Origin of the sequence: Agrobacterium sp. D14, from assembly GCF_001526505.1 — a bacterium.
GTDB lineage: Bacteria > Pseudomonadota > Alphaproteobacteria > Rhizobiales > Rhizobiaceae > Agrobacterium > Agrobacterium leguminum.
This window is the reverse complement of sequence record NZ_ASXX01000025.1, coordinates 1-24,488: the sequence shown is the minus strand read 5'-3', so window position 1 is coordinate 24,488 and position 24,488 is coordinate 1. Positions and strand designations below refer to the sequence as shown.

The window sequence follows — 24,488 nt, the reverse complement described above, 5'->3', positions numbered from 1 at the left end:
CTCCGCGAACTGGGGCGCCAGATTATCGCAATATGATATTGCGATGAAGCGAATTGATTGAAGTATCTGGATAAAAATGCGGCTGGCGCGCCTCGACATGAAAGCCGAGGCAGGCTAATCGGTAGACGGAATTTCAATCGTTTCAATTGCGCAAGGGAGGCTCATCTTGGCCCAGGACTCCGAAAAACTGCTCTCCATCCTCAAGCTCCAGCCGGTCGTGCCGGTGCTGATCGTGGATGACGCCGCTTCCGCCGTGCCGCTCGCACGCGCTTTGGTCGCAGGCGGCCTGAAGGCGATCGAGATCACCATGCGCACACCGGCGGCGCTCGATGCCATCCGCGCAGTTGCGGCGGAAGTGGAGGGCGCGAATGTCGGCGCCGGCACCATTCTCAATGCCAGGGATTTCGAAGCGGCGGCGGAAGCCGGCTCCACCTTCATCGTCAGCCCCGGCATCAATAAAAGCGTGCTGGAAGCCGCGCGCGGTTCCAAAGTACCGCTGCTTCCGGGCGCTGCCACCGCCAGCGAAGTCATGGCGCTGCGCGACGAGGGTTACAAGGTGCTGAAGTTCTTCCCGGCCGAACAGGCCGGCGGCGCGCCTTATCTCAAGGCGCTGTCTTCGCCGCTCGCCGGCACGGTCTTCTGCCCGACCGGCAGCGTGTCGCTCAAGAACGCCAATGACTATCTCTCCCTGCCGAACGTCGTCTGCGTCGGCGGCTCCTGGGTCGCCCCGCGCGAACTGGTGGCCACGGGTGACTGGGCGGGCATCACCAAGCTTGCCGCCGAAGCCGCCGCACTGCGCGCCTGATTTGCATCCTGTCAAACCCGTTCACGAAGGCGTGAGCGGGTTTGACATTTGTTTTCAGCCCTCGGCTTCCTATCTCCCCTGTAGATTTGACCTCTACAGGAGATTTTGATGTTCGACGCCAAGAAGCTTCTTGAACAATTCCTCGGCTCGCAGGTGCCGGGCCTTTCGGGAAGCGTCCGTGACAGAGCCGGGCAGGCCGCCGATATCGCCAGGAACAATCCGCTAAAGGCCGGCGCGCTCGCCGCCGCCATTCTGGGCACCAAGACCGGCCGCAAGCTTGCCGGTAATGTCGCCACCATCGGCGGCGTGGCCGCCATCGCCGGTCTCGGTTACCTCGCCTATAAGAATTACAAGTCCGGCCAGGCGCCTGAAGCCGCGCCGAAACCCGAGCCGGAACTTCTCGCCCCGCCCGCCGATTCCGCCTTCCATCCGCAATCGCCCGCCCTTTCCAATGATTTTGCGCTGAAGCTCATCCAGGCGATGATCGCCGCCGCCAAGGCGGACGGCCATATCGATGAGAAGGAGCGCGCCAACATCATGGACAAGGTGCAGGTCTCCGGTCTCGATAGCGAAGCCGAGCGGTTCCTCGAAAAGGAACTGGCCGATCCGCTCGACATCGACGCGCTGGTCGCTGCTGCCCGCACGGAAGAGCAGAAGGTAGAGCTTTACACCGCCTCGCGGCTTGCCATCGAGGCCGATACGCGGGCGGAGCGGGGGTATCTCGATCTTCTGGCAGGGCGGCTTGGGTTGCCGGATGCGCTGGTGGACCATATCGAGGCGACGGTGGTGGCGGCGAAGGTTTGAGGTTAGCCTCGGCGGGCGCGGTTTACCCCCCTCTGCCCTGCCGGGCATCTCCCCCTCAAGGGGGGAGATCGACAAGTGGTTATGTCTCGCCTCTCTCAACGTTTGCGAATGAAGTGGTGGTAGCGCCTCCTGCCGATCTCCCCCCTTGAGGGGGAGATGCCCGGCAGGGCAGAGGGGGGTGAACAGCACCCGCATCCCACCCCATATGCACTGTTGTCATCCCGCCCCGCTTGCCCTAATCCTTCTCCCAGCAAATGGGGAAGAGAATGCGCGATCTGAGTGATTTCAAGGGATGTCCGCCGCCGCAGCCGGTGGTGTTGAAGGGCCGTTACGTGACGGCGGAGCCGTTCGATCGCGAAAAACATCTCGCAAGGCTCTGGGCCGCACTTGGCGGCGAGGGCGTGAATGCGCTGCTCAAATATTTCCCGCAAAGCGCCTTTCCCGATGCCGACGCTTTCGGCGACTGGCTCGTCGGCGCGGGGCAGAAGCTTAACTGGGTCACGCTGGTCTTCGTTGAAAACGCCACCGGCGATATCGTCGGCATGGCGAGCTATATGCGGCCCGATCCCGCCAATGGCGTGGTCGAGGTCGGCTCCGTCGCCCATGGCGCGAAGATGAAGCGCTCGCCTCTTTCCACCGAGGCGCATTATCTGATGGCGAAACATGTTTTCGAGGATCTGGGGTATCGCCGTTACGAGTGGAAATGCCACAATGAAAACGAGCCCTCCAAGATCACGGCGAAGCGTTATGGCTTCACCTTCGAGGGCGTCTTCCGCCAGCATATGGTCTCGAAGGGCCAGAACCGCGATACGGCGTGGTTTTCCATGATCGACGGCGAATGGCCGCTGATCGGCAAGGCCTTCGAAGCCTGGCTTGCGCCGGAGAATTTTGCGGCCGACGGCGCGCAGAAGCGCAAGCTTGAGGATATCCGTGCGGAGTTTGCCGATGCCATTGCCTGAAAATCCGGCGCCTGAAAACCCGGCGCCTGAAAAGCCGAGCCCCGGCAAGAAGGACTGGTCTCCGGCCATCGCAGCCGCCCTCATCATCGTCGGTTTCGGGCTGGTCTTCTTTGTGATGCCGAAGATCATGCTGTGGCTGGGCGATTATTCGCCCTGGCTCGCCGCTGCCTTCGGCACGGTGGCAGTGCTGTGTTTCTTCCTGCTGTTCTGGCTGCGTGCGCGTTACCAGCGTCGCCGTGACGGTTAGAGCTTAAGCGACGCGCCGAGCAGCAACAGTCCCATGATGAGCACGAACAGCGCACCGGCGATCTCGATCGCATGGCTAATGCCGGCTGCCCTGCGGCTGCCGGGGCCAGCGAAACGGACGGCGAGGCCTTTTGCCGAGACGGCCATGATGGCGAGCAGCGATACCGTTATGGCGGTGCCGAGCGACATGGCGAGGACGGAGAGCACACCGCCGAGATAAAGCCCGTTCAGAAGCGCGAAGCTCATGACGATGATCGCGCCCGAGCAGGGCCTGAGCCCCACCGCGATGATGGCGGACCATGCCTCTTGCAGGCTGAAGTTCTTGCCCTTGAGCAGCATCGGATCCGGCGCATGGGATTTACCGCAGGCGGCGCAGAGATCGCCCGTGCCGTCATGGTCGTGATCGGCAAAAACCGGCTTGCCCTGGAACCGGAGGCCCGTGCCCATGCCGGTGGTTCTGCCGGCCGCGGTTTCACCTGCCGGCGCGAAAACCGCGACCGGCTCGCGCCGGATGCGCAGCGACCAGAGTTTTCGCACCAGCAGCCAGGCGCCGAACAGCGCCACCATGGCGAAGCTGGCGATCTCCATCGCCTGCGTCGCCTTCGTCATGGTGATGGAAGTGCCGCGCAGCACGAGCCAGGCCGCGCCGACGAGGCCGATGGCCATCAAACCCTGAATGAGCGCCGAGACGAAAGAAATGAGAATGCCGCGTTTCAGCTGCGTCTCATTGGCGATCATATAGGACGAAATGACCGCCTTGCCGTGGCCGGGGCCGGCGGCGTGGAAAACGCCATAAGCAAAGGAGAGGCCGATCAGCGAGCTGAGCGCCCAGCCATCCTCGCGCATGGCCTTCAACGCGCCGGTCAGCGCACGATAGAACATCTGCTGGTGCACGTTGATCCATTGCATCAGTGGCGCGAAGGGGCCGCCGACGGAAAAGGAAGGTTCGGCCGAGCCGATGCCGAGCGGCGACTGCGCATGGGCCGCACCGGCCACGGCAATGAGGCCGATGGCGACGGCGAAGAGGCCGGCCCTGCGGCTCAGCATGAGACCTCCAGCCGGGTGGCGAAGAGCTTGGTCATGTCGGTGCCGGTCGGATCGTTGAAGAAGGCGTCGGTGAGCGTGCTCTGGTTCTGCGAGATCACCTCGTCGGGATCGGGACGGACGACATGATGCTTGCAGGCATTCAGATCCTTGCCCTGCGTGGCGATATCGCCATCCTTGGCGAAATCGATCGCCGTATACATGGTCGGATCCCAGGCGCCGAAGCTGAGCTTGCCCTTGACGGCGAGAGGCTTGGTCGGTTTCACGGAGAAGAACATCAGGATCTGCTGATCCTTGTAGTCCACGTGAATGGCCTCGGGCTTCGAAAACTCCACCGGTTTTCCATTGGCGGTGATGAAGGTGTAGTAGGAATATTCGGCGAGCGATTCCAGCACGGTATTGCCGATTTCCGCCAGCTCGTCCTTGTCGAGCTTCAGATCGCTGTTCTTGTCGTAATCCATCACCACGCTTGCCGAGAACATCTCGTCGAAACGCCAGATGTTGCGCACTTCCTGAACGGTGCCGTTCGGCCCCTCGACGATTTCCATGCGGGCTTCGGCAAAGATATGCGGATGCGCCGCCGCGGCGACGGGAACGCAGGCAAGGCCGGCCGCGAGGAGCAAAAAGCGTCTGTTCATTATCCGGTCTGTCCTGCCTTCGAATCTGGAAGGCCTGACTCTAGCAGAAATTGGGACCGAATTTCGACCTGATGCGTCCGATCCTTCGCGCGGGCCGATACTAAATTTCAGAAGGTGCCGCTGAAACGCGAGGTGATGCTGGAGCCGCTATAGGCAAGATCGGTATCGCGCTCGCCATGCAGCAGGCGGTTGAACTCCACCTCCAGCTTGCTGTTCTTGCCGGTATCGAAGGAGAGCGTCGCGACCAGCCGGCGCTCGCTGGTATCGTAATTATAATAGATCCAGTCCTTGTGGACCCGGTGCAGCGCAAGATCGAGCCCCACCTTTTCGGTGAGCCTGCTTTTGATGACGAATTGAAAGCGGCGATGGAATTCGGCAATCGGGTCATCCGGGTCGAAAAGCGCATAGTCCTGCGAAAAGCCCGCGCCGAAGGCGATGCGATCGGTGGCCTTCACCTCGGCCTCGGCCCGCAGATAGGGGCGGGTGCGCTTTACCTTGTCGCTGATTTCATCGCCGGAAATGGATGTGAAGCCCGCTTCGGCCAGAACCGCGAAACGGTCGGAGAACCTGTAACCATAGGCCAGAGAACCTCGCAGCGTGTTGGCCGGGAAGCGTTCATATTTTTCCTGCTGCCCCTCAGGCACGGCGATACGGTCGTAAGCAAGGGTCAACCCGGCCTCGCCGCCGCCGAGTGATCGTGCATGTTCGGCCTTCAGCGATAAAAGCGCCTCGTTCGCTTCCAGTCGGGTGGGCAGGAAATAAGCCGGGCGGAACCGCGCCTTGCCTTTCATCAGGCTGGCCAGGCTTGCCGTCAGTGTGTTCTTGCCGCCAAGGGCGAGGATGCCGAGCTGGGAGGAGGCCTCCAGCTTGTGATCCAGCTGCCGGTAACCAATGTCTTCTTCCGGCAGGTGCAGGAATATATCGCCGGCATCGCTGCGGGTGCCGCGCAGCTCAAGGGCCCATTCCAGCTTTTCGGAAAATCGCTTGGTCAAGCCCAGCGCCGCGATGGTGTTATGTTCATTGGCGAAACGATAACGGGGCAGGCGAACCTCTTCCTGCTCGAGCGAATAACGCAGCTCCGCCCCCTCCAGCGCGATCTTGCCATTGAGCCCGAAGCCGGCGCGCAGCGAAATCGCGCTCAGCCGGTTGGTATCGGCGAAATAATTGCTGTCATAAGCAATGCCGGATTTATAGGTGACATTGTGCTCATCGGCCTTTTCCCCCGCCCACGCGCCGCAGGCGCAGGCAAGCCCGAGAACAAGCGCGATATATCCCCCCACCCGCATTCGCATCTCCGGTCTCTAATTAAGCAATATCTTATATTTGGATGGTTAATAAAGTTTCCCGCACCGCTTTACTGTTGCGGCACAGGTGCCGGCAGGCATTGTTTGAACAAGGGGCGGAAACGCGAAGGTGCGATATGTAAAATTTGATTAAAATCATAAGTATTAGTGTTAATCGTTTATTGTAATATTAGCCTTTGCTTGAATTAGAATCCTCTAAATATACAGTTCGGTTACGCCAGATGGCGTGATCAAACAAAAGAGGAGAGAGAAATGATTGCAAAGTTCGCTTGTGTAGCCGCTATTCTTACTGTCGCTTCCGTTGGTCAGGCCAATGCGGGCGGTCTTCTGGGAGGCATCCTGTCCGGCAACAGCAACAAGGGCGGCGCCCTTGTCGTCGTCTCGCCCAGCATCGATCTCGGTGTCAGCGGCATCCTGTCCAATAACGGGATTCTGAACGGCAACAAGACCGGCATCCTGAACGGTGTGCTGAACGGCAACAAGACGTCCGTCGATGTCATCGACAACAAGAATGACGGCGGCAAAAAGCGCCGGCACTAACCGAAACGTGGAACGGGATGGCGAAACCATCGGGCTTTTCTCCATCCCGCTCCAACGCAACAGCTCGAAAATCTTCAGGGATTTTCGACGCAGACGATGCGCGCAGCGCATAAGCCGGCAATGATCCTCGAGTTGCGTGTGTTTGACGCATGGCGTTTCCGGCAAGAACAAACGGCGCATCGCATGACTGGAAGAGGGCCTCGCGGCCCTCTTTTTTTGTCCGCGTCGCCGATGTGAACGACGCGCACAGAAGTGCGGGATGGCCACTACTCGTGGTGGTTTTTGTGATGTGGTGGTAGCCGTTTTTACATCGCGACGGCCGACTTGTGAATATCTGCGCTAATTCTAATTTATATTTGGTAAATATTGCAGATATTAATCGAAATACGTTTCATGACGGCTATTTTATCTGCGCTATTTACGCGATTTTAACCACGATGTTCTTCAATCTACGGGTGCGTTAACCCCGTCACGACGCTGCGCTTCCGGTCGCGAAATACTCGCAGCCCGCAGGTGACGGGATGTTATTTTCAAGGAGCTATCGCATGTTGAAACAATCACTTCTCGCGCTCGGCCTGCTCGGTGTTTTCTCCGGTGTGGCCGCTGCCGCCGATGCCGTCAGCGACATTCCGTCCGCGCCGGTCGTCAACGACGTTGCGCCTGCCTTTTCCTGGGATGGTGTTTATGTCGGTGCGTCTGCGGGTTACGGCTGGAACCGGGTTAAGTCGACGACTTTTGGCGTCACCACGAAGCATGAATTTGACGGCGGCCGTTTTTCCGGTTTCGCGGGCTATAATTTCGAAGTTGCCCCTTCCGTCATTCTTGGCGTCGAGGGCGATCTCGGTTACGCCTGGGGCGACAAGACCATTGTCACCAGCGAGGTTTCTGCAGGCCTGAATGGTTCTGCACGCCTGCGCGCCGGTTACGCGGTCGACCGCGCGCTGATCTATACCGCCGCCGGCTACACCGCGACGGACAGCGAAGTCAAAGCGCCGTTCGGCGAGGACAGCAAGGTCCTGCACGGCTGGACGGTCGGTGCGGGTATCGATTATGCCTTCACCAACAACCTGTTTGGACGCGTCGAATATCGTTACAACGACTTCGGCAAGGCAACCTACCGTACCGGTCCGATCACCTCGACCGGCGATGTCAGCGAACACGTCGTCAAGGTTGGCCTCGGCGTGAAGTTCTGACGGTTATTCCGTTTTCGACAGGGGGCGGCGCAACGTTGCGACGCCCCACGCGCTCGATGCGGCGATCCTGGCATCAATCCAGCGAACGTTCCGCCGAAGATGAAAACGCGCATTGCTTTTCAGGCAGGCTTGAACAGCAGGCCGTTTTGGTGTGATGGTGGTCGCCGTCATCCCGTCTCGCCTCCCAGCCTTCAGTCGATTCCCATGCTACAGAAAAGCACTTTGCCGGGCGCTTTCGATCGTCAGGCCTATTTGATCGCTCTGCTGGTTTTTATTGCCGGCAGCACCAATGCGGCTGTTGTGCCGTTTATCGGTTTTTACATCATCCAGGTGCTCGGCCATCCGCCGGCGACCGTCGGTTTTTACAGCGTGGCGGCGGCGCTGGCTTCGATTGTCGCCAGCCGTGTTTATGGCGAGCGTGTCGATGCCGGGGTGCGGGTGAGGCCGTTGTTGATGCTTTCCGTGTGCGGCGCTTTTGTCGCGGCGGCTGCGGCGAGTTTCGGGCATCTGGCGCTGCTGGTGGCGATAACGGCGACCGGCATGGGGCTTTCCAATGCCGCCAGCACGCTCATTTTCAGTTACGGCCGGTATCATGGCCGGGTGAAGGCGCTCGATACGGCCGCCTATAATGCCTTCCTGCGGACGATGGTGTCGCTGGCGTGGATGCTGCTGCCTGCCGCCGCCTATCTGATCTTCGATCTTGCCGGCGCGAAGGCCGTGTTCATGAATGCCATGCTGATGGCGGTCATCTGGGGCGGGCTTGCCCTTGCGGTCGTGCCGCGCGACCAGACCAGCCCGATGGAGCGGCGACAGGCGGGTGACGACGATACAGGGCGCAACCTGCCGCTGCTTCTGGCGGCGGCCGCCAGCTTCTGCATGTCTTTTGCCCATGCTCTCTGCGCCTCGGCCCTGCCGGTGTTTCTGGTGCGGGAGGTCGGCCTGCCGGATTACGTGCCGGGCCTGTCGCTCAGCGTCAAATGCGCCATGGAGGTTCTGTTCATCCTGCTTGCACCGCGAATGATGCGCCGCTTCAGCGCCCGCCTGCTTCTGGGCGTTTCGGCGGTGATGGCCATCGTCGCCTTCAACGTCATCGCCTCGGTCACCACATTGCCGGCCATGATCGCGGGTGCGGCGCTGGAGGGCGCCTATTACGGCCTTTGCGCCGGCACTTGCCTTACCTTCGTGCAGGGCTTTGCGCGCGGCCGCACGGCCCGGGCGACGGCGCTCTACATGAACTCCATTTTCCTCGCCGCGCTTTTTGCGGTGCCGCTGATGGGGTTCGTATCGCAATATGCGAGTTTCGGCGTCTCGATCCGGCTCGCTTCGGTTGGCGCGGGCGCGGCCTTGCTGCTCCTGTTTCTGACGCGGCGGCAGGTGGGGGAGTAGGGCGTTCCGGCTGAGGTCGCCGGCGCTCTTGTGCAAAGGATTGTCCGGCCGCGATATCTTGGACAACCCTCATTACTGTGACAAGCACAAGAATAAGGGAAGTGAGATTGGCCACGGTGCAACGTGGGGCTCAGAAGAGGAAAAGCGTTATGTCCGAGAACAATGTCAACGCACTTTCGGTCGAGTTCGATCGCTCGAATATGTTTGAGCCGCTTTTGCAGGCTGACCCATCCTTTCGTGAAAAGTGGGAGGCATTCCAGGAGGAATACCGATCTGAGGACGAGTTGCCACTTTATTTGGCACTGTCAGAGCTTGCACGTCATCTAATTCGGGATTTGGAGACGGGTAACACGCATCGATTTGACGCGGTCTTTGATGTTGTCGAACGCTGGCACATCAAGGGCGACCCATATGTTAAAGAGGCGGCTACAATAGGTCTCCTCGAAGATTTACAGAATGGACATTTGCATCGTAAAACTCGCTCTGACGATTTTCGTCCATGGCTGCAGCCGGAAACTCTCGGATGGTGGAATAAGGTCCATGAATTCTGGGCTACAGGAAAGCTGATAATTTGAGGCCTTGGGATCAGGTCATTATGAGTCCGCGCCCTAGCTCGCCACGTGACCGAGCAGCCCTCAAGCCGAAATATCGATGATCCCGCAATCCCCCGCTTCCGAAGCAAAGGCGAGCAGCTTGCCGGTGGCGCTCCAGTCCATGCCGGTGATGGCGCCCTTGCCGGGGCGGCGCAGCAGGGCTTCCTTGCCATCGGCAAGGCGCACGCCGAGGATCATGCCGTCGATGAAGCCGATGGCGAGCACATCTTCCACCGGATGGAAGGCGACATTGGTGACCATGATGTTGGCGCGGCTGCCGAGTTCTTCCGGGGCCTTGCCCATCGGGCCGTCCTTGCCGGCAAACGGCCAGACGATGGCGGCCGGCGCGCCGGAAGAGGCGAGCCATTTGCCCTTTGCCGACCAGGAGACGGATTTGACCTTGGCGGGATAACCCGTCATGCGCATGTGGCGGGCTTCCATGCCGCCCTTGGTGGCCTCCATCTTCCAGCCGTGCAAGGCGTTTTCCTGCATGGTGGTGACGAGGAACTTGCCGTCGGGCGAGAAGGTGACGCCGGTATGCGCACCCTTCCATTCCAGATCGACGGGATCGCCGGCGGTCGCCACCCAGTGCAGCGTCACACCGTTATAACGGGCCACCGCAATGCGCAGGCCCTTGGGCGCGAAGGCGATGGCCTCCACCGTGCGCTCTTCCTTGAATTCCTTGACCGTGCCGTCCGACAGCCGCACGAAGCTGGACTTGCCGACGCCATAAGCGACAGCCTTCTGCGGCCCGCCGGCAACGACGCCCACCCATTTGCGCGGCACATTGGCGATTTCGCCGATGCTGCCGTCATGGCCGATGCGCAGCACACGGCCGTCTTCGCCGCCGGAAAGCAGCGTGGCGCTATAGGGATCGCGCACGCAGGTCAGAAGTCCGTCATGCGCCTCAGTCACCTTCTCGCCGCCATCCAGCCGGTGAATGGTGCCGGCGGCGGTGGCAAACAGGGGAATGTCGCCGAGAAAATGGGTCGAGACCACGTGGCCTTCGATATCAAGCGGGGCAACAGTCGGCATGGGGCATCGGTCTTTCGTATCTGTGTCGGATGGGCGGGGGTGTCATTCCCGCTGGCTGGCATGGTTCTAGAGCATTTCCGGCAAAAGCGGAACCGCTTTACATCCCTTCAACCTCATTCCTGTGCTTGTCACAGGAATCCAGCCGACGCGCGTCTGCGCGGCGAGAAAAGTTCCTTCAGCCCAAGGACTTGGGCTGGCTGGATCTCTGTGACAAGCACAGAGATGAGGGAAGGAAACGTGACACCCCGGCTCAGGGCCGGGGTGAAAGAGGGAGAGCGATCAGGCCGTCGCGAGGCAGGCGTTGAAGCTCTTTTCCAGCTTCTCACGATCCAGTTCGCGGCCGATGAAGACGAGGCGGCTTTCGCGTTTTTCGTCTTCCTTCCACGGGCGCTGGTGGTCACCCTCGATGATCATGTGCACGCCCTGCACCACGTAACGTTCCGCATCGCCCTTGAAGGCGATGATGCCCTTGAGGCGCAGGATGTTCGGGCCGTCGGTCTGGGTGACCTTCTGGATCCACGGGAAGAACCGCTCGGGGTTCATCTCGCCGCCGCGCAGCGAGACCGACTGCACCGTCACGTCATGGATCGGCGAAACCGCGCCATGGTGGTGGTGATCGTGGCCATGGTCGTGATCGTGGTGATGATGCCCGTGATCGTGATCATGGTCGTGATGATGGTGGTCATGATCGTGGTGGTGATGGTCGCAATCGGGGCCGCAGACGTGGTCGTCATGGCCGTGCTCGAGGAAATGCGGATCGTTTTCCAGCGCGCGCTCCAGATTGAAGGCGCCCTGATCGAGAACCCGGGCGAGATCGACGCCGGACCGCGTGGTCTTGTAGATGCGGGCGGAAGGATTGATGGCGCGCACGATGTCCTCGATGCGGGCGACTTCTTCCGGCGAAACGAGATCGGTCTTGTTGACGACGACGACATCGGCAAAGGCGATCTGGTCTTCGGCTTCGCGGCTGTCCTTCAGGCGCAGCGGCAGGTGCTTGGCGTCAACCAGGGCGACGACGGCGTCAAGCTCGGTCTTGGCGCGCACGTCGTCATCCATGAAGAAGGTCTGGGCGACGGGAACCGGATCGGCAAGACCGGTTGTCTCGACGATGATGCCGTCGAAACGGCCGGGGCGGCGCATCAGGCCTTCCACGACGCGGATGAGGTCGCCGCGCACCGTGCAGCACACGCAGCCATTGTTCATTTCGTAGATTTCTTCATCGGACTCGACGATCAGATCGTTGTCGATGCCGATCTCGCCGAATTCATTGACGATGACAGCGTATTTCTTGCCGTGGTTCTCGGAGAGAATGCGGTTGAGAAGCGTCGTTTTGCCGGCGCCGAGATATCCCGTCAGGACGGTGACTGGAATGGGCTTGGCTATAGCTGTTTCGGTCATGGAAAACCCCGCGTGGAGAGAGGCCGTCAGGCCTCAGGAAGATGTGTCGTCGTCCATATAGGCGCGACGTCCTGGCAGTTCAAAGAGATTTTGGCCGAATTCGGCCATGGCACTCAAATTTTGTTATGAAATAACGTTATGTCAAAAGCGTGGATATCTTCAAGCAGTTCGACAAGGCCTTTTACGGCGTGGGAAATCAGCCTTTCGCCCTTTTCCGCTGTTGCGGCGGCGGCGTTTCCGGCAACGCCATCGGGGTTCAGATCGCTCATCAGCCAGCCGAAGGCATGCGGGCCATAGGCGCGCAGGTGTTTGAAGCGGCTGGCGAAATCGCTCTGGCGGGAGGGGAAGTCGGCGGCCTTCTGCATCGCCACCCGCTCGGGATGAAGCGCCAGCATGACCGATGTTTCGATATCGCCGCCATGGATGTCGACCGCCTTGGCTTCCGGCTTCACGATATCGGCCGGTACGCCGAAACGGGTCCAGCTTGTGGCGACCGCCAGCATGCCGAAACGGGCGCGGGCCTCGGTGGCGACGATGGTCATCAGCGGTGAATTGCCGCCATGGGCGTTCAGCATCACGAATTTGCGCACGCCCTTTTTATATTCCGCCTCGGCGATGCCGAGCCAGCGCTCGATGGCCTCATCGTAACGCAGCGTTTTCGTGCCCGGCACATTCATGTGTTCGATGGAATAGCCGACCGGTTCCACCGGCAGGAAGGAGACGGGCAGGTAAGAGGGCAGGGCGGCGGCGAGACGGGCGGCGATGCCTTCGGCAATCAGCGTATCGGTCTCGAACGGCAGGTGCGGCCCATGCTGTTCATGCGCGCCGAGCGGCAGCACGGAAATTGCAGCTGTTGCGCGAAGATGCGGGTCTGTTACGTTTTCGTCGTGATAATGCGTGTATGAGTTTGGCATATGGCAGTCCGCGCGTGCATTCGTTAAGGATTTCCAGCAACATATATCGGTTCCGCCACAGGGTAAAAGGCACTCGCATATGAGCAAGGACAAAACCGGGCATAAGGACAAAAGCGCCAAGAAGGAAAAGGGCGGCAAGAAGGTAAAGGACGCCAAAAAACGGGATGAGAATTTCAACCCCGAGGAACTGGCGCAATCCATCACCCAGGCGGCCCGTTCCATGCGCACGGCGCTGAGCCACAGCCTTGCCGAAAGCGGGCTTTATGCGGGCCAAGACGGCGTTATTCTGGCGCTAGCGCAGGAAGGCAGCCTGACGCCGGGGCAGATCGCCCAGAAACTCGGCGTCAAGGCGCCCACCATGACGCGCACCATCGGCCGCATGGAAGCCCAGGGCTTCGTGGAACGCAGCGGCGACGACGAGGATGGCCGCGTGACGCTGGTGAAGCTGACGGAAGCGGGTCTGAAAAGCGTCGAACACATCAATGTTTCCATCGCCAATTGCGGCGCAAGAGCCGTCGAGGGGCTTTCGGCCAAGGATGTGCGCAACATCGTTAAACTCTTGAAGGCGATAGACGCCAATCTTCAATAATTTTTGCTGAAATTTTTAAAAGAACCATCTGTTTTGTGGGTATTCCTTAAACGGGTTGCGGATTTTGTTTAAATTGTTTAATTGCAATTTAAACGGAGCCATCCGTCACTAACACGCGTTTGGGGAGGAATGCCGTGGCCCAAAAGGTCAAACTGTCCACGATTGCCGAAAGCCTCGGTCTTTCGACCGCCACCATTTCTCTTGCATTGCGCGACAGCCCGCTGGTCGCTGCCGATACGCGGGACAAGATCAAGGAACAGGCGCGGGCACTGGGTTATATCTATAACCGCCGCGCCGCCAGCCTGCGCACCTCGCGTTCCGGCATCGTCGGCGTGGTATTCCACGATGTGATGAACCCGTTTTACGGGGAAATTCTGAAAGCCATCGAAAGTGAGCTGGACCGCAGCCGCCAGACCTTCATTCTTTCCAACCATTACGATTCGGTAGAAAAACAGCGCACCTTCATCGAAACGCTGCTGCAACTCGGTTCCGACGGCATCATCATGTCGCCGGCCATCGGTACGCCGATCGAGGACATGACGCTGGCCGAGGAAAACGGCATGCCCGCCATTCTGGTGGCCCGTTCGATGGATGGCGTCGACATGCCGACCTATCGCGGCGACGACAGCTATGGCATTTCGCTCGCCACCAACCACCTGATCAGCCTCGGCCACCGCACCATCGCCATGGTTGGCGGCACCGACCAGACCTCGACGGGCCGTGACCGTTACCAGGGTTATGTCAATGCGCTGCGCAAGGCCGGCATCGAGGTCGATCCGAACCTGCGCATTCCCGGCCCGCGCTCCAAGCAGGGCGGTTTCGAGGCGGCAGTGCATTTCCTCTCGCTGCCGCAGAAGCCGACGGCGGCCGTCTGCTGGAACGATCTCGTCGCCATCGGTCTCATGAACGGCATTTCCCGTGCTGGTCTCGTGCCGGGCGTCGATATTTCCGTCACCGGCTATGACGATCTGGAAGAGGCGGCGATTGCCACGCCGGCGCTGACCACCGTTTCCAACGGCCAGGCCGAGGTCGGGCGCTTGGCGGCCCGCGCGCTGCTGGACAGGCTGGCGGGCAGCCACGAGCCTGACGGCATTCACCTCATCAAGCCGGAAATGCGCATCCGGCAATCGACCGGGCCGGTGCGGCCGCGGGTGTGAGCCTGACCTGATGCGCAGAAGCGGTCTTGGCGTCGCACCTCCCCGTCATTCACGCTTTGACCCGAAAGCCAGCCGAGGTGCGTCCGCGCGGCGGGAAAGGAATCTTTTTTAGGAAGATGGTCCCGCCACCTGCGCCGACGTCATCCTCGGGCTTGTCCCGAGGATCTGCAACGTCTTGATTTTGTCGACGTGATTAGATCCTTGGGACAAGCCCAAGGATGACGTCGCGAGAAACCATATCCTTCGCGCTTGACCTCCGTTCAGGCGCAACCTCTCTAGAGATTTATACCGAATACCCGCGGATCAGGTCGGCATGACGGACGTGCATGTGTCGCAAAAAATCGGCATGAAACTTCCGTCTGCCCCCATAGCATCCCCTTATTGCCCTTTTCACGGCCGCCGTTGTTTGAAAAGATCGCCGCCCAGAGGAGCGGGATGGCGAAAGGTTCGCTTGAAGCCCGCTCCGGCTATCGGAATGTTATCAGGAGGAATACCCGCTCATGTCTGACAAAAAGGCCGTCGTTCTCGTTCCCGGCAAGATAAACCCGCGCGTTCTCGAACGCCTCGAAGGCAAGGTCGAGATCGTGGCCGTGCCTGCCGGCGCCGAGCCGGTTCTGCCTGATGGAGCGGCCGAGCGCGTCAATGCCATCGCTGTTTCCGGCGTCGTCAACGCCAAATGGATCGATGCGCTGCCGAAACTCGAGATCATCGCCAATTTCGGCGTGGGTTATGACGGCGTCGACGCCAGACATGCCGCCACGCGCAACATCGTGGTGACGAATACGCCTGACGTGCTGAACGACGAAGTGGCCGATACGACGATTGCGCTTTTGATCAACACGGTGCGCCGGCTCTATCAGGCCGAGACCTGGTTGCGCGACGGCAAATGGGTTGGCGAAGGTCCGTTCGCGCTGTCGCCGTTTTCGCTGCGCGGCCGCAAGGTGGGTCTCTTTGGCATGGGCCGCATCGGGCAGGAAATCGCCAAGCGGCTGGAGCCTTTCAAGGTGGAGATCGGATACCACACCCGCAGCAAGCGGGATGGCCTCTCCTACACCTATTACGGCTCGCTGAAGGAGATGGCGGAAGCCGTCGATATATTGATCTGCATCGTGCCCGGCACGCCGGAAACACATAAGGCGATCAACGCCGAAATCCTGACGGCGCTTGGGCCTGAGGGCGTGTTCATCAATGTCGGGCGTGGTTCCAGCGTCGATGAGGATGCGCTTTTGCAGGCGCTCAAGAGCGGTGTTGTGGGGGCTGCCGGCCTCGATGTGTTCTATGCCGAGCCGAAGGTGCCGGAAGCCTTCCTGTCGCTGCCGAATGTCTCCCTGCTGCCGCATGTCGCCTCCGCCTCGGTTCCGACGCGCAACGCCATGGCCGATCTGGTGGCTGACAATATTCTCGGCTGGTTCAAGGACGGCAAGGTGCTGACGCCGGTGCCGGAAACGCCGGTCAAGGGATGAGGCTTTGGGGAAGGGGCGAGGGCTGCGAAGAGCAGCCTTCGACGTGTAGACTAGGGCGAAGGCTCTACCCTCTCTTTCGTCATCCTCGGGCTTGACCCGAGGATCCACAACCCAGCCCAACCATGGATCCTCGGGTCAAGCCCGAGGATGACGTCGCGGGGGCGGCAAAGTTCCAGGGTTGTCCCGGAGATGGCCCCAAGTGAGCGGTAAAGTACCCCCAACCCCTCGGTAGATGACATCGAGTGGGGAGGCCTTGCCGCCACACCACAAATGCTTTCACTTATTCCGCAATCTCCGCGCTTCCCACCCAGCGCCCTTCGGCAAACGACCGGGCCATGGCGTGGATGCTGCGCTCGATCTTCAGCCCTTCCTCGAAATCGATGATATGGGCCTTTTTCCCCTCGATTGCCGCGATCAGTTCCCGGCATTCGATCACCTTCAGATCGTTGAAGCCGAGGCCGTGGCCGGGGGCGGGGATGAAGCGGTCGTAGGGCTTGTGGTGCGGCGCGGTGAGGATGGTTCTGAAACCCTGCTCCTCCGGGCGTCCATCCGTGGTGTAAAGCTGGAACTCGTTCATCCGTTCCTGATCGAACAGGATCGAGCCGGTGGAGCCATAAATCTGGATGGCGATGCGGCCCTTGCGGCCCCAGGCGGAGCGGTTGGCGATGAGCACGGCGGAAATGCCGCCTTCGAGTTTCAGCAGCACGCTGGCGAGGTCATGCGTCTCGACGGCGCGGTCGCCACCGCTGGCAAGCGGGCGGGTTTCGTAAGGCTTCACCATGTCGGTGATGGCGCTTTCGGCATGACCGAAAAGGGCGAAGAGCAGCGACAGCGGGTGCACGGCAAAATCATCCAGCGCGCCGTAACCGGAGGAGGCTTCGCTCTTCCAGTAGAAGGGCTGGGTGGCATCGGCCATGAAGTCCTCGTCCATTTCGGCGCGGACGTGATAGACGTTGCCAATCGCGCCTTCGTCGATCAGGCGGCGGATGTGGCGGATGACGGGGTTCTGGATGTAGTTGTAGCCCATCGCCGCGGCCTTGCCGGATCGGCGGGCGGCATCGCGCATCTTCACCGCGTCAGCAAAGGCGGGCGCCATCGGCTTTTCGCACCAGACATGCTTGCCGGCCTCAAGGGCGGCAATCGCCATTTCTGGATGGAAGGCGTTGGGCGTGGTGACCGAGATCACATCGATCTCGGGGTCGGAAAGCAGGTCGCGCCAGTTGCCTGTCGAGCGGGCAAAGCCGAATTCGGCGGCTTTCTTCGCGGCAAGCTCGGGATTGACTTCCGCGAGCGTCACAAGGCGGGGGCGTTCCACATCGCCGAAGACGCTGGTGACATTGTTCCACGCCAGCGCGTGGCATTTGCCCATGTAACCGGTGCCGATAAGGCCCACGCCAAGAGCGGCCATGGTATTCTCCTCCCGAGAGTTTAGATTCAAATGGCTTGCGTTTTCCTCTCCTCATTCCTGTGCTTGTCACAGGAATCCAGCCGACACGCGTCTGCGTGGCGGGAAGAGTCCTTTCAGCCCAAAGACTTGGGCTGGCTGGATCCCTGTGACAAGCACAGGGATGAGGCGTGCGCTGTGTACGTTGGCGGCTTAAGGATTATCCCGCTTGAAAATCCAGTCGTGATCCGGGTGGTTCTTGAAGCGCCATTTGCGCATCGGCCCCGCCATCACGTTCAGATAATACATCTCATAACCATAGGGCGCGCCGCAGGGGTGGTGGCCCTTGGGCACCAGCACGACATCGCCGTCCGACACCGCCATGGTCTCATCCAGCGAACCGTCCTCGGTGAAGACGCGCTGGAAACCGAAACCCTGCGCCGGGTTGAGGCGATGATAATAGGTCTCCTCCAGATAGGTCATATTGGGGTAGTTATCCTCATCATGCCGGTGCGGCGGATAGGACGACCAGTTGCCCGACGGCGTGAAGACTTCCGTTACCAGCAGGCTGTCGGCCACATCGCGCTCTTCCATGGCGATGGGGAAGATATAACGCGTATTGGCGCCCTTGCCGCGTTCGGTCAGCTGCACGCCATTGGGGCCGATCTGCTGCGCCTCGCGGCTGCCTTTTTCGCCGGGTGCGGTGCAGACGCCGACGGTGCAGTCGGTCGTGGCGGTCAGCGACCATTCGGAGCCGGCGGGCACGTAGACGCAATGCGGCGGCTTGCGCTCGAACACATTCATGCGGTCGCCGAGTTCACCGAAATCCTTCCCGCCTGCGGAAATTGTCGCCTTGCCTTCGACCAGCACGAGGATGACTTCCGTATCGCCGGTGTTTTCTGCCGCCGTCTCGCCCGGCTTCAGGCGGTAAAGGCCGAAACCGACATAACCCCAATCCGCGCTTTGGGGCGTGATGTCGTGCACCTTGCCGCTGGTCGCGACCGGCTTGCGCAGAAGTGAGGTCATGGTGGTGTTCCTTTTTGGTCAGTCGTTCGTCGGTTCTTGCCGTCTCGTCACCCCGGCCTTGAGCCGGGGTCCAGCCGACGCGCGTCCGCGCGGCGGGGACAACTCTTTTCAGCCCAAGGACTTGGGCTGGCTGGATACCGGCTCAAGGCCGGTATGACGGGCGGGGTGTGCCGCCCGCTGTCGGTTCAGCTCAAGCAGCCTGAGCCTTGTCCAGCCCTGCTTCGCGCGCAAAAGCCTTCAGCGATTTCAGCCCGAGGCTCTGATATTCGAACGGGTTGCGGACATCCGGGTCCTGTTCGGCCTCGATCACCAGCCAGCCGCTGTAACCATGCTCGGCCGCGACCTTCAGCACCGGCGGGAAGTTCACGCCGCCTTCGCTGTCGCCCGGCACGGTGAACACGCCGCGGCGAACGCCTTCGAGGAAGGAGAGCCGCTCACCCCGAACCTGATCGGCAATGGCAGGGCGCACATTCTTGGCATGGATATGGCCGACACGACCCATGTATTTCTGCGCGACGCGCACGGGATCGCCGCCGCCGAACAGGCAATGGCCGGTATCGAGCAGCAGATGGGTCTTCGGACCGGTATGCTTCATCAGAAGGTCGATTTCCTCTTCGCTCTCGACCACCGTTCCCATGTGGTGGTGATAAACGAGGGTGATACCCTGTTCTGCGGCAAAGGCGGCCAGCGCCTCGACGCCCGCGCCGAATTTGGCCCAGTCCTCGGCCGCAAGGCGCGGACGGTCGACCAGCGCCTTGTTGTCATCGCCGTGGATGGCATTGGAGGTCTCGCAGACGATGATGACCTTCGAGCCCATGGCTTTCAGCAGGTCAAGCGCCGGCTGCATCGCCTTCTTTTCGGATTCGATGTCGTCGGTCAGAAGGTTCAGCGAATGCCAGCCGGAGACGAAGGAGAGGCCGCGCGGCGAAAGCACGCTCTTCAAGCCTTCCGGCTCAGTCGGGAACTTGTGGCCCTTCTCGATGCCGTCGAAACCGATCTTGGCGGTTTCATCGAGGCATTGTTCGAGGCTGATATGCGCGCCCAGCGTGCGGTCGTCGTCGTTGGACCAGGCAATCGGGTTGGTTCCGTAACGGATCATCTTACTGTCTTTCCTTGACATGGTTTTCATAACGGGCGCGGGCCGGGCCGATTTCGGCGCGGTCGGAAACTTCAGGCACCGCGACATCCCACCAGTGACCGCCGGCCTGCGGGGTCGGATATGGGTCGGTATCAATGACGATGACGGTGGTGCGGCTGGATGCGCGGGCTGCGGCAAGCGCCTCTTCCAGCTCGCTTATGGTGGAAACCTTGCGCGCATCCGCCCCCATCGAGCCCGCATGGGCCACGAAATCGATGGCGATCGGGTTGACGTTGGTGTGGGCGTAGAGATTGTTGAACTCCGCGCCGCCGGTTTCCATCTGCAGCCGGTTGATGCAGCCGTAACCCCTGTTGTCGGTGATGACGAGCGTGATCTTCACGCCCATGGCAACCGATGTCGCAAGCTCGGAATTCATCATCATGTAGGAGCCGTCGCCGACCATGACGATCACGTCGCGGTCCGGCTCCGCCATCTTGATGCCGAGGCCGCCCGCCACTTCATAACCCATGCAGGAGAAGCCGTATTCCATGTGATAGGAGAGCGGCAGCTTGGATTTCCACAACTGGTGAAGCTCGCCCGGCATGGTGCCTGCCGCGCACATGACGACGGTATTGTCACGCGACTGGCGCTGCACCGCGCCGATGACCTGCATGTCGGTGGGCAGGCTGTTGGCATTGTCCTCGCCCGGCGCTGCCGTATCGGCATCGGCCTTTTTAAACCATGCAGCCTTGAGACCGGCATCCGGCGCCGCAAAACGGTGGCTGCCAAGCGCTGCGGAGAGTTTCTCAAGCCCGATCTTTGCATCCGCCGTCAGGCTGATCGCATCGTGCTTGGCGCTGTCATAGGGCTGAACGTTGAGCGCCAGGATTTTGCGGTTCGGGTTCTTGAACAGTGCCCAGGAGCCGGTGGTGAAATCCTGAAAACGGGTGCCGACGCCGAAGACCAGATCGGCCTTCTCGCTGATGATGTTGGCGCTTTCCGCACCGGTGACGCCGACAGGACCGAAATTGAGATCGTGATCCCACGCCAGAGCCGATTTACCGGCCTGCGTTTCGACGACGGGAATGGAATGGGTTTCGGCAAAGCGCTTCAGCGTTTCGGTTGCGCCGGCAAAATGCACACCGCCGCCGGCAACGATGATCGGGTTCTTCGCCGCCTTCAGCGCAGCGACGGCCTCTTCGAATTCCACCACGTCGGGTTCCGGACGGCGCTGGCGCCAGACACGCTTTTCGAAGAAGCTCTCGGGGTAATCATAGGCTTCCGCCTGCACATCCTGGCAGAAGGCGAGCGTGACGGGGCCGCAATCGGCCGGGTCCGTCATGGTGCGCATGGCGCGGGGAAGTGCGGTGAGCAATTGTTCCGGCCGCATGATGCGGTCGAAATAACGGCTGACGGGGCGGAAGCAGTCATTCACCGTCATCGTGCCATCGCCGAAATCTTCGAGCTGCTGCAAGACCGGATCGGGGCCGCGATTGGCGAAGACGTCGCCGGGGATCAACAGCACCGGCAGGCGGTTGACATGGGCAAGGGCGGCCGCCGTTACCATATTGGCGGCACCGGGGCCGATGGAGGAGGTGACCGCCATGGCGCGGCGGCGGCGCAACTGCTTGGCATAGGCGATGGCCGCATGGGCCATGGATTGCTCGTTCTGGCCGCGATAGGTCGGCAGTTCGTCGCGGATACCATAAAGCGCTTCGCCGATGCCGGCGACATTGCCATGGCCGAAAATGGCCCACATGCCGGCGATATAGGTTTCGCCGTGTTCATTCATCTGCGCTGCCAGGTAACGAACCATGGCCTGCGCAGCCGTCAATCTGATTGTCTTCACGCTGCCTCTCCCTTTTTGGCGCGCGCCTCATCCCAAATGCGGCACAGGCTGGTATAGCGCTGCGCCATATCCCTGACCGCTTCCTCATCGGTCATTTTGCCACCGAGCCAGCTGCGGGCGGCATCCGCGAAAATCGTGCGGCCAACGGCGAAACCTTTGACCAGATCGAAACCGGCGGCAAGGCGGAAGCTCTCTTCCAGCTCGCTTTGCGGCGCGTCGAGACCGAGCACGACGATGCCCCGCACGTAAGGATCGTTGCGATGCACGGCGTCGCAGGCGTTTTTCCACGCAGCACGGGTCTTCATCGGCTCCAGCTTCCACCAGTCGGGATAGACCCCGATTTCGTAAAAGCGCTCGATGATGCGGGCGGCGGTCAAATCGTCAGTCGGGCCGACCTTGGAGGGAATGACCTCCAGCAGCATTTCCAGCCGGTTGCGGCGTGTCGCCTGGAACAGGCGCATGACCGTCTCTTCCTGCGTGGCGCGCATCTCATCCGTATCGTCGGGATGATAGAAACACAGAACCTTGACGACATTTTCAAGCGGCCATTCGGAAAGACCGCCAAAATCCTTGCCGAGATCGGGCTCCAGCGTCAGCGGGCGCGAGCCCGGCCATTCCACCGGTCGGCCGATCCAGAGGCCCGAGCCGCTGGCGGCAAACAGGGCGTCACGGCCAAGGCGGCCGTCGCAGAGAATGCCGTAACCCGGCCTGTCGCCGGCAACATGCTGTGCGGCCTGAAGGCAGAGTTTCTTGAAAGCGCCGATCTGCTCGTGCTTCACGCCAAGCTCGTCGGCGATGGCTTCCAGCTGCATGCGGTGGTCGAAGGCGAAGACGCGCATCGTGTCCCAGTCGCCCTTGCGGTTGGTCGACCAGTGCACCTGCTCCAGCGCCTCGTCCTTGCGCAGCGCCTTGTTGCGAATGCCGGCCTTGAAGAAATATTGCAGCTCCTCCCAGCTTGGATAGGCCGGCGTGCAGCCATGGCGGGAGACGGCGAAGGCGCCGCAGGCATTGGCGTATTTCAGCGTCGTCGGCCAGTCTTCGCCGCGCAGCCAGCCGCGAAACAGCCCGGCCATGAAGCCATCGCCCGCACCCAGAACGTTGAAGACCTCAATCGGGAAACCCTCGCCAGTTTCGCCATCATCGAGGCTGGAAGGAATTTCACCGGCGAAAACCGAAGCACCCATCGGCCCGCGTTTGCACACCAGCGTCGCATTCGAGACCTTGCGTACGGCGTTCAGCGCGGTCAGCGTATCGGTGGAGCCGCCGGCAATGTGGAATTCCTCTTCCGTGCCGACGATCAGGTCGAAGAGATGCAGGGTGGATTGCAGCTTGGCGGTGACCTTCTGCGATTCGACGAAACGGCTTTCGCCATCGCCATGGCCGGCCACACCCCAGAGATTGGGGCGGTAATCGATATCGAGTGCGGTCTTCGCGCCATTTTCGCGGGCGAGTTTCAGCGCCTTCAGCACGGCTGCTTCCGTCTTCGGGTGCGACAGATGCGTGCCGGTGGCGCAGACGCAGCCTGCCTCGGCAATGAAGGCGGGATCGATGTCGTCTTCGCTGAGCGCCATGTCGGCGCAGTTTTCGCGATAGAAGATCAGCGGGAACTGGTTTTGGTCGCGAATGCCAAGCAGCACCAGCGCGGTCAACCGCTCCGGATCGGTCTTTACGCCGCGCACGTCGACGCCTTCGCGCACCAGCTGTTCGCGGATGAAGCGGCCCATATGCTCATCGCCAACGCGGGTGATGACGGCGCTGTTGAGCCCGAGGCGGGCAGCGCCGGCTGCGATATTGGTGGGAGAGCCGCCGATATATTTGGCAAAGGAGGCCATGTCCTCCAGACGGCCGCCGACCTGCGAACCGTACAGATCGACAGACGAGCGCCCGATCGTGATGAGATCAAGTTTTTTCAAAAGGTTCCTCCTTAGCACCGCACCTCGGTACGGTCTGCCTCACATGTCTGGAGCAGCATTCAGGCGACGATCGCCCGCATCTTTCGCCATCCCGCTCCGATGAGCCTCCTCCGCTCATTTTCGTTCGTCACGAGACGGACGATTATGGAATGCCCGTTTCATGGATTTGGATCATAAATTCTATTTTTTCCGTTTTCAATAAAAATATTCAGGCTGTTTTGCGCGTTCCCACAGCCACGGCCAGCGTAATGGCCAGACAGAGCGTGGCGGAAAGCGAGCGGAATGCGCCGAAATCGATCTCGGTGACGGTCAGCAGCGTCGCACCGGATTTCCGCAGCGGATTGACGGCGGAATCGGAGAGCGCCACGACCGGAATACCGTTGGCGCGGGCGTTTTCCGCCAGCTCCAGCGTTTCTGCGGAATAGGGAGAAAAGGTGATCGCGATCAGCGCATCGTCACGGGAAATGGCGCTGATATTGCCGAGCCCGCCGACCGCACTGTGCAGAACCGCCGGCACCTTCATCTTCTCGAAGGCGTAAGCGAGATAGCTGGCAATGGGGAAAGAGCGCCGCAGACCGATGATATGCACGGTGCGCGCCTTCGCCAGTGCCGAAACCGCCTCGTCAAGCTGGCGGGTATCGACCGATTTGAGCAGCATTTCCAGCGAGGAACGGCCGGCCTCCACGAATTCGGCAAGCAGGCCGGATGCGCTTTCATCGCCCTTCTCCCGCAAATGGTCGAGTCGTGTGGCATAATCCGGCCAGCCGCCGACATAGGAATCACGGAACAGCCGCTGCATTTCCGAAAAGCCGGAAAAGCCCATGATCTGGCAAAAACGCATGAAGGCCGAGGGCTGTACGCCAGCCCCTTCCGCCATTTCGGCGACGGTCGAAACGGCGATGCGATCCTGATTGGAAGCGACATAATCGGCGCATTGCCGCAATCGTTTCGGCAAACCCTCCGCGACCTGGAGCAGCCGCTCCTCAAAAGCCTTTACGGATTCTGGCGCCTCGATTGCCGTCATTGTCTTTCCTTTGTGCAGACTGAAATCGTGTGCACTTTAACTGCAGTGGAATTTTTATTCCATTGGGTTTTTTAAGGAAGGGCAAATGAGACGACGGGGGCTTTGTGTGATCGGTAACCCTCCGTCATTCCGGCCTTGAGCCGGAA

Annotated in this window: 24 protein-coding genes; 11 read left to right on the top strand and 13 right to left on the bottom strand. The window is 60.7% G+C overall.

What is annotated here, in order from left to right; genetic code table 11:
• Positions 1-166 precede the first annotated feature (166 nt).
• From L901_RS15890 to L901_RS15875, 4 genes are all read left to right on the top strand, one after another.
• Positions 167-805 (top strand): 2-dehydro-3-deoxy-phosphogluconate aldolase, encoded by a 639-nt coding sequence (locus tag L901_RS15890; RefSeq protein ID WP_004433419.1) that lies wholly within the window; start codon positions 167-169, stop codon positions 803-805.
• A gap of 108 nt (positions 806-913) precedes the next feature.
• Positions 914-1,609, top strand: a complete 696-nt coding sequence (locus tag L901_RS15885) for a tellurite resistance TerB family protein (RefSeq protein WP_059758510.1) — start codon at positions 914-916, stop codon at positions 1,607-1,609.
• Positions 1,610-1,875: 266 nt separating this feature from the next.
• The gene (locus L901_RS15880) at positions 1,876-2,568 is read left to right on the top strand and encodes a GNAT family N-acetyltransferase (protein WP_059758508.1); all 693 of its coding nucleotides are present in this window, start codon (positions 1,876-1,878) and stop codon (positions 2,566-2,568) included.
• Positions 2,555-2,815 carry a hypothetical protein gene (locus L901_RS15875; RefSeq protein ID WP_020812153.1) on the top strand — a complete coding sequence of 87 codons (261 nt, stop codon included), beginning with the start codon at positions 2,555-2,557 and terminating at the stop codon, positions 2,813-2,815. The genes L901_RS15880 and L901_RS15875 overlap by 14 nt, the downstream gene beginning before the upstream one ends.
• Here L901_RS15875 and L901_RS15870 read toward each other — a convergent pair.
• The 3 genes from L901_RS15870 to L901_RS15860 all read right to left on the bottom strand — a co-directional run bounded on the left by L901_RS15870 (position 2,812) and on the right by L901_RS15860 (position 5,782).
• On the bottom strand, positions 2,812-3,861 hold the full coding sequence (locus L901_RS15870) for a nickel/cobalt transporter (RefSeq protein ID WP_059758505.1): 1,050 nt from the start codon (positions 3,859-3,861) through the stop codon (positions 2,812-2,814). The genes L901_RS15875 and L901_RS15870 overlap by 4 nt on opposite strands.
• A complete protein-coding gene (locus tag L901_RS15865; RefSeq protein WP_059758503.1) occupies positions 3,855-4,496 on the bottom strand; it encodes a DUF1007 family protein in 642 nt (213 codons plus the stop codon). Before L901_RS15865 ends, L901_RS15870 begins: the two co-directional genes overlap by 7 nt.
• A 107-nt stretch (positions 4,497-4,603) precedes the next feature.
• Positions 4,604-5,782 carry a hypothetical protein gene (locus L901_RS15860; protein WP_059758500.1) on the bottom strand — a complete coding sequence of 393 codons (1,179 nt, stop codon included), beginning with the start codon at positions 5,780-5,782 and terminating at the stop codon, positions 4,604-4,606.
• A gap of 270 nt (positions 5,783-6,052) precedes the next feature.
• On the opposite strand from L901_RS15860, the gene L901_RS15855 reads away from it, so the two are divergent.
• Together L901_RS15855 and L901_RS15850 are read left to right on the top strand one after the other, a co-directional pair.
• Positions 6,053-6,340: a hypothetical protein gene (locus L901_RS15855; RefSeq protein WP_004433441.1), complete on the top strand. Its 288-nt coding sequence runs from the start codon at positions 6,053-6,055 to the stop codon at positions 6,338-6,340.
• Between the two features lie 545 nt (positions 6,341-6,885).
• Positions 6,886-7,533, top strand: a complete 648-nt coding sequence (locus L901_RS15850) for an outer membrane protein (protein WP_059758498.1) — start codon at positions 6,886-6,888, stop codon at positions 7,531-7,533.
• Positions 7,534-7,536: 3 nt separating this feature from the next.
• On the opposite strand, the gene L901_RS27115 is transcribed toward L901_RS15850, so the two are convergent.
• The gene (locus tag L901_RS27115) at positions 7,537-7,704 is read right to left on the bottom strand and encodes a hypothetical protein (RefSeq protein ID WP_156430056.1); all 168 of its coding nucleotides are present in this window, start codon (positions 7,702-7,704) and stop codon (positions 7,537-7,539) included.
• 33 nt (positions 7,705-7,737) lie between these two features.
• On the opposite strand from L901_RS27115, the gene L901_RS15845 reads away from it, so the two are divergent.
• Together L901_RS15845 and L901_RS15840 are read left to right on the top strand one after the other, a co-directional pair.
• A complete protein-coding gene (locus L901_RS15845; protein ID WP_059758492.1) occupies positions 7,738-8,919 on the top strand; it encodes an MFS transporter in 1,182 nt (393 codons plus the stop codon).
• Between the two features lie 149 nt (positions 8,920-9,068).
• Positions 9,069-9,494, top strand: a complete 426-nt coding sequence (locus tag L901_RS15840) for a hypothetical protein (protein ID WP_059758490.1) — start codon at positions 9,069-9,071, stop codon at positions 9,492-9,494.
• Positions 9,495-9,554: 60 nt separating this feature from the next.
• Here the strand turns inward: L901_RS15840 and L901_RS15835 are convergent, their stop codons facing one another.
• From L901_RS15835 to L901_RS15825, 3 genes are all read right to left on the bottom strand, one after another.
• Positions 9,555-10,547 (bottom strand): WD40 repeat domain-containing protein, encoded by a 993-nt coding sequence (locus tag L901_RS15835; RefSeq protein ID WP_004433450.1) that lies wholly within the window; start codon positions 10,545-10,547, stop codon positions 9,555-9,557.
• A 279-nt stretch (positions 10,548-10,826) separates the two neighbouring features.
• Positions 10,827-11,945, bottom strand: coding sequence for a GTP-binding protein (locus tag L901_RS15830; protein WP_059758487.1), 1,119 nt, complete (start codon positions 11,943-11,945; stop codon positions 10,827-10,829).
• Between the two features lie 113 nt (positions 11,946-12,058).
• Positions 12,059-12,859, bottom strand: a complete 801-nt coding sequence (locus L901_RS15825; protein WP_059758484.1) for a creatininase family protein — start codon at positions 12,857-12,859, stop codon at positions 12,059-12,061.
• Positions 12,860-12,938: 79 nt separating this feature from the next.
• Here L901_RS15825 and L901_RS15820 point away from each other — a divergent pair, with 79 nt between their 5' ends.
• The 3 genes from L901_RS15820 (at position 12,939) to L901_RS15810 (ending at position 16,068) form a co-directional block, all read left to right on the top strand.
• Positions 12,939-13,448, top strand: a complete 510-nt coding sequence (locus tag L901_RS15820; protein WP_035263256.1) for a MarR family winged helix-turn-helix transcriptional regulator — start codon at positions 12,939-12,941, stop codon at positions 13,446-13,448.
• Positions 13,449-13,582: 134 nt separating this feature from the next.
• Complete coding sequence (locus L901_RS15815; protein ID WP_003505469.1) at positions 13,583-14,605, top strand: LacI family DNA-binding transcriptional regulator; 1,023 nt, start codon at positions 13,583-13,585, stop codon at positions 14,603-14,605.
• 500 nt (positions 14,606-15,105) lie between these two features.
• Positions 15,106-16,068, top strand: a complete 963-nt coding sequence (locus L901_RS15810; RefSeq protein WP_059758482.1) for a 2-hydroxyacid dehydrogenase — start codon at positions 15,106-15,108, stop codon at positions 16,066-16,068.
• Between the two features lie 280 nt (positions 16,069-16,348).
• Here L901_RS15810 and L901_RS15805 read toward each other — a convergent pair whose 3' ends face one another.
• From L901_RS15805 to L901_RS15780, 6 genes are all read right to left on the bottom strand, one after another.
• Entirely contained in the window at positions 16,349-17,476 is a 1,128-nt protein-coding gene (locus L901_RS15805; protein ID WP_059758479.1) for a Gfo/Idh/MocA family protein, read from the bottom strand.
• 189 nt (positions 17,477-17,665) lie between these two features.
• Positions 17,666-18,478 carry a 5-deoxy-glucuronate isomerase gene (gene iolB, locus L901_RS15800; protein WP_059758477.1) on the bottom strand — a complete coding sequence of 271 codons (813 nt, stop codon included), beginning with the start codon at positions 18,476-18,478 and terminating at the stop codon, positions 17,666-17,668.
• 190 nt (positions 18,479-18,668) lie between these two features.
• Positions 18,669-19,577, bottom strand: a complete 909-nt coding sequence (iolE, locus tag L901_RS15795) for a myo-inosose-2 dehydratase (RefSeq protein WP_059758474.1) — start codon at positions 19,575-19,577, stop codon at positions 18,669-18,671.
• A 1-nt stretch (position 19,578) separates the two neighbouring features.
• Positions 19,579-21,405 (bottom strand): 3D-(3,5/4)-trihydroxycyclohexane-1,2-dione acylhydrolase (decyclizing), encoded by a 1,827-nt coding sequence (iolD, locus tag L901_RS15790; protein WP_059758471.1) that lies wholly within the window; start codon positions 21,403-21,405, stop codon positions 19,579-19,581.
• Positions 21,402-23,318, bottom strand: coding sequence for a 5-dehydro-2-deoxygluconokinase (gene iolC / locus L901_RS15785; RefSeq protein ID WP_059758468.1), 1,917 nt, complete (start codon positions 23,316-23,318; stop codon positions 21,402-21,404). Before iolC ends, iolD begins: the two co-directional genes overlap by 4 nt.
• Before the next feature lie 208 nt (positions 23,319-23,526).
• The gene (locus L901_RS15780; protein WP_003519830.1) at positions 23,527-24,342 is read right to left on the bottom strand and encodes a MurR/RpiR family transcriptional regulator; all 816 of its coding nucleotides are present in this window, start codon (positions 24,340-24,342) and stop codon (positions 23,527-23,529) included.
• Positions 24,343-24,488 lie beyond the last annotated feature (146 nt).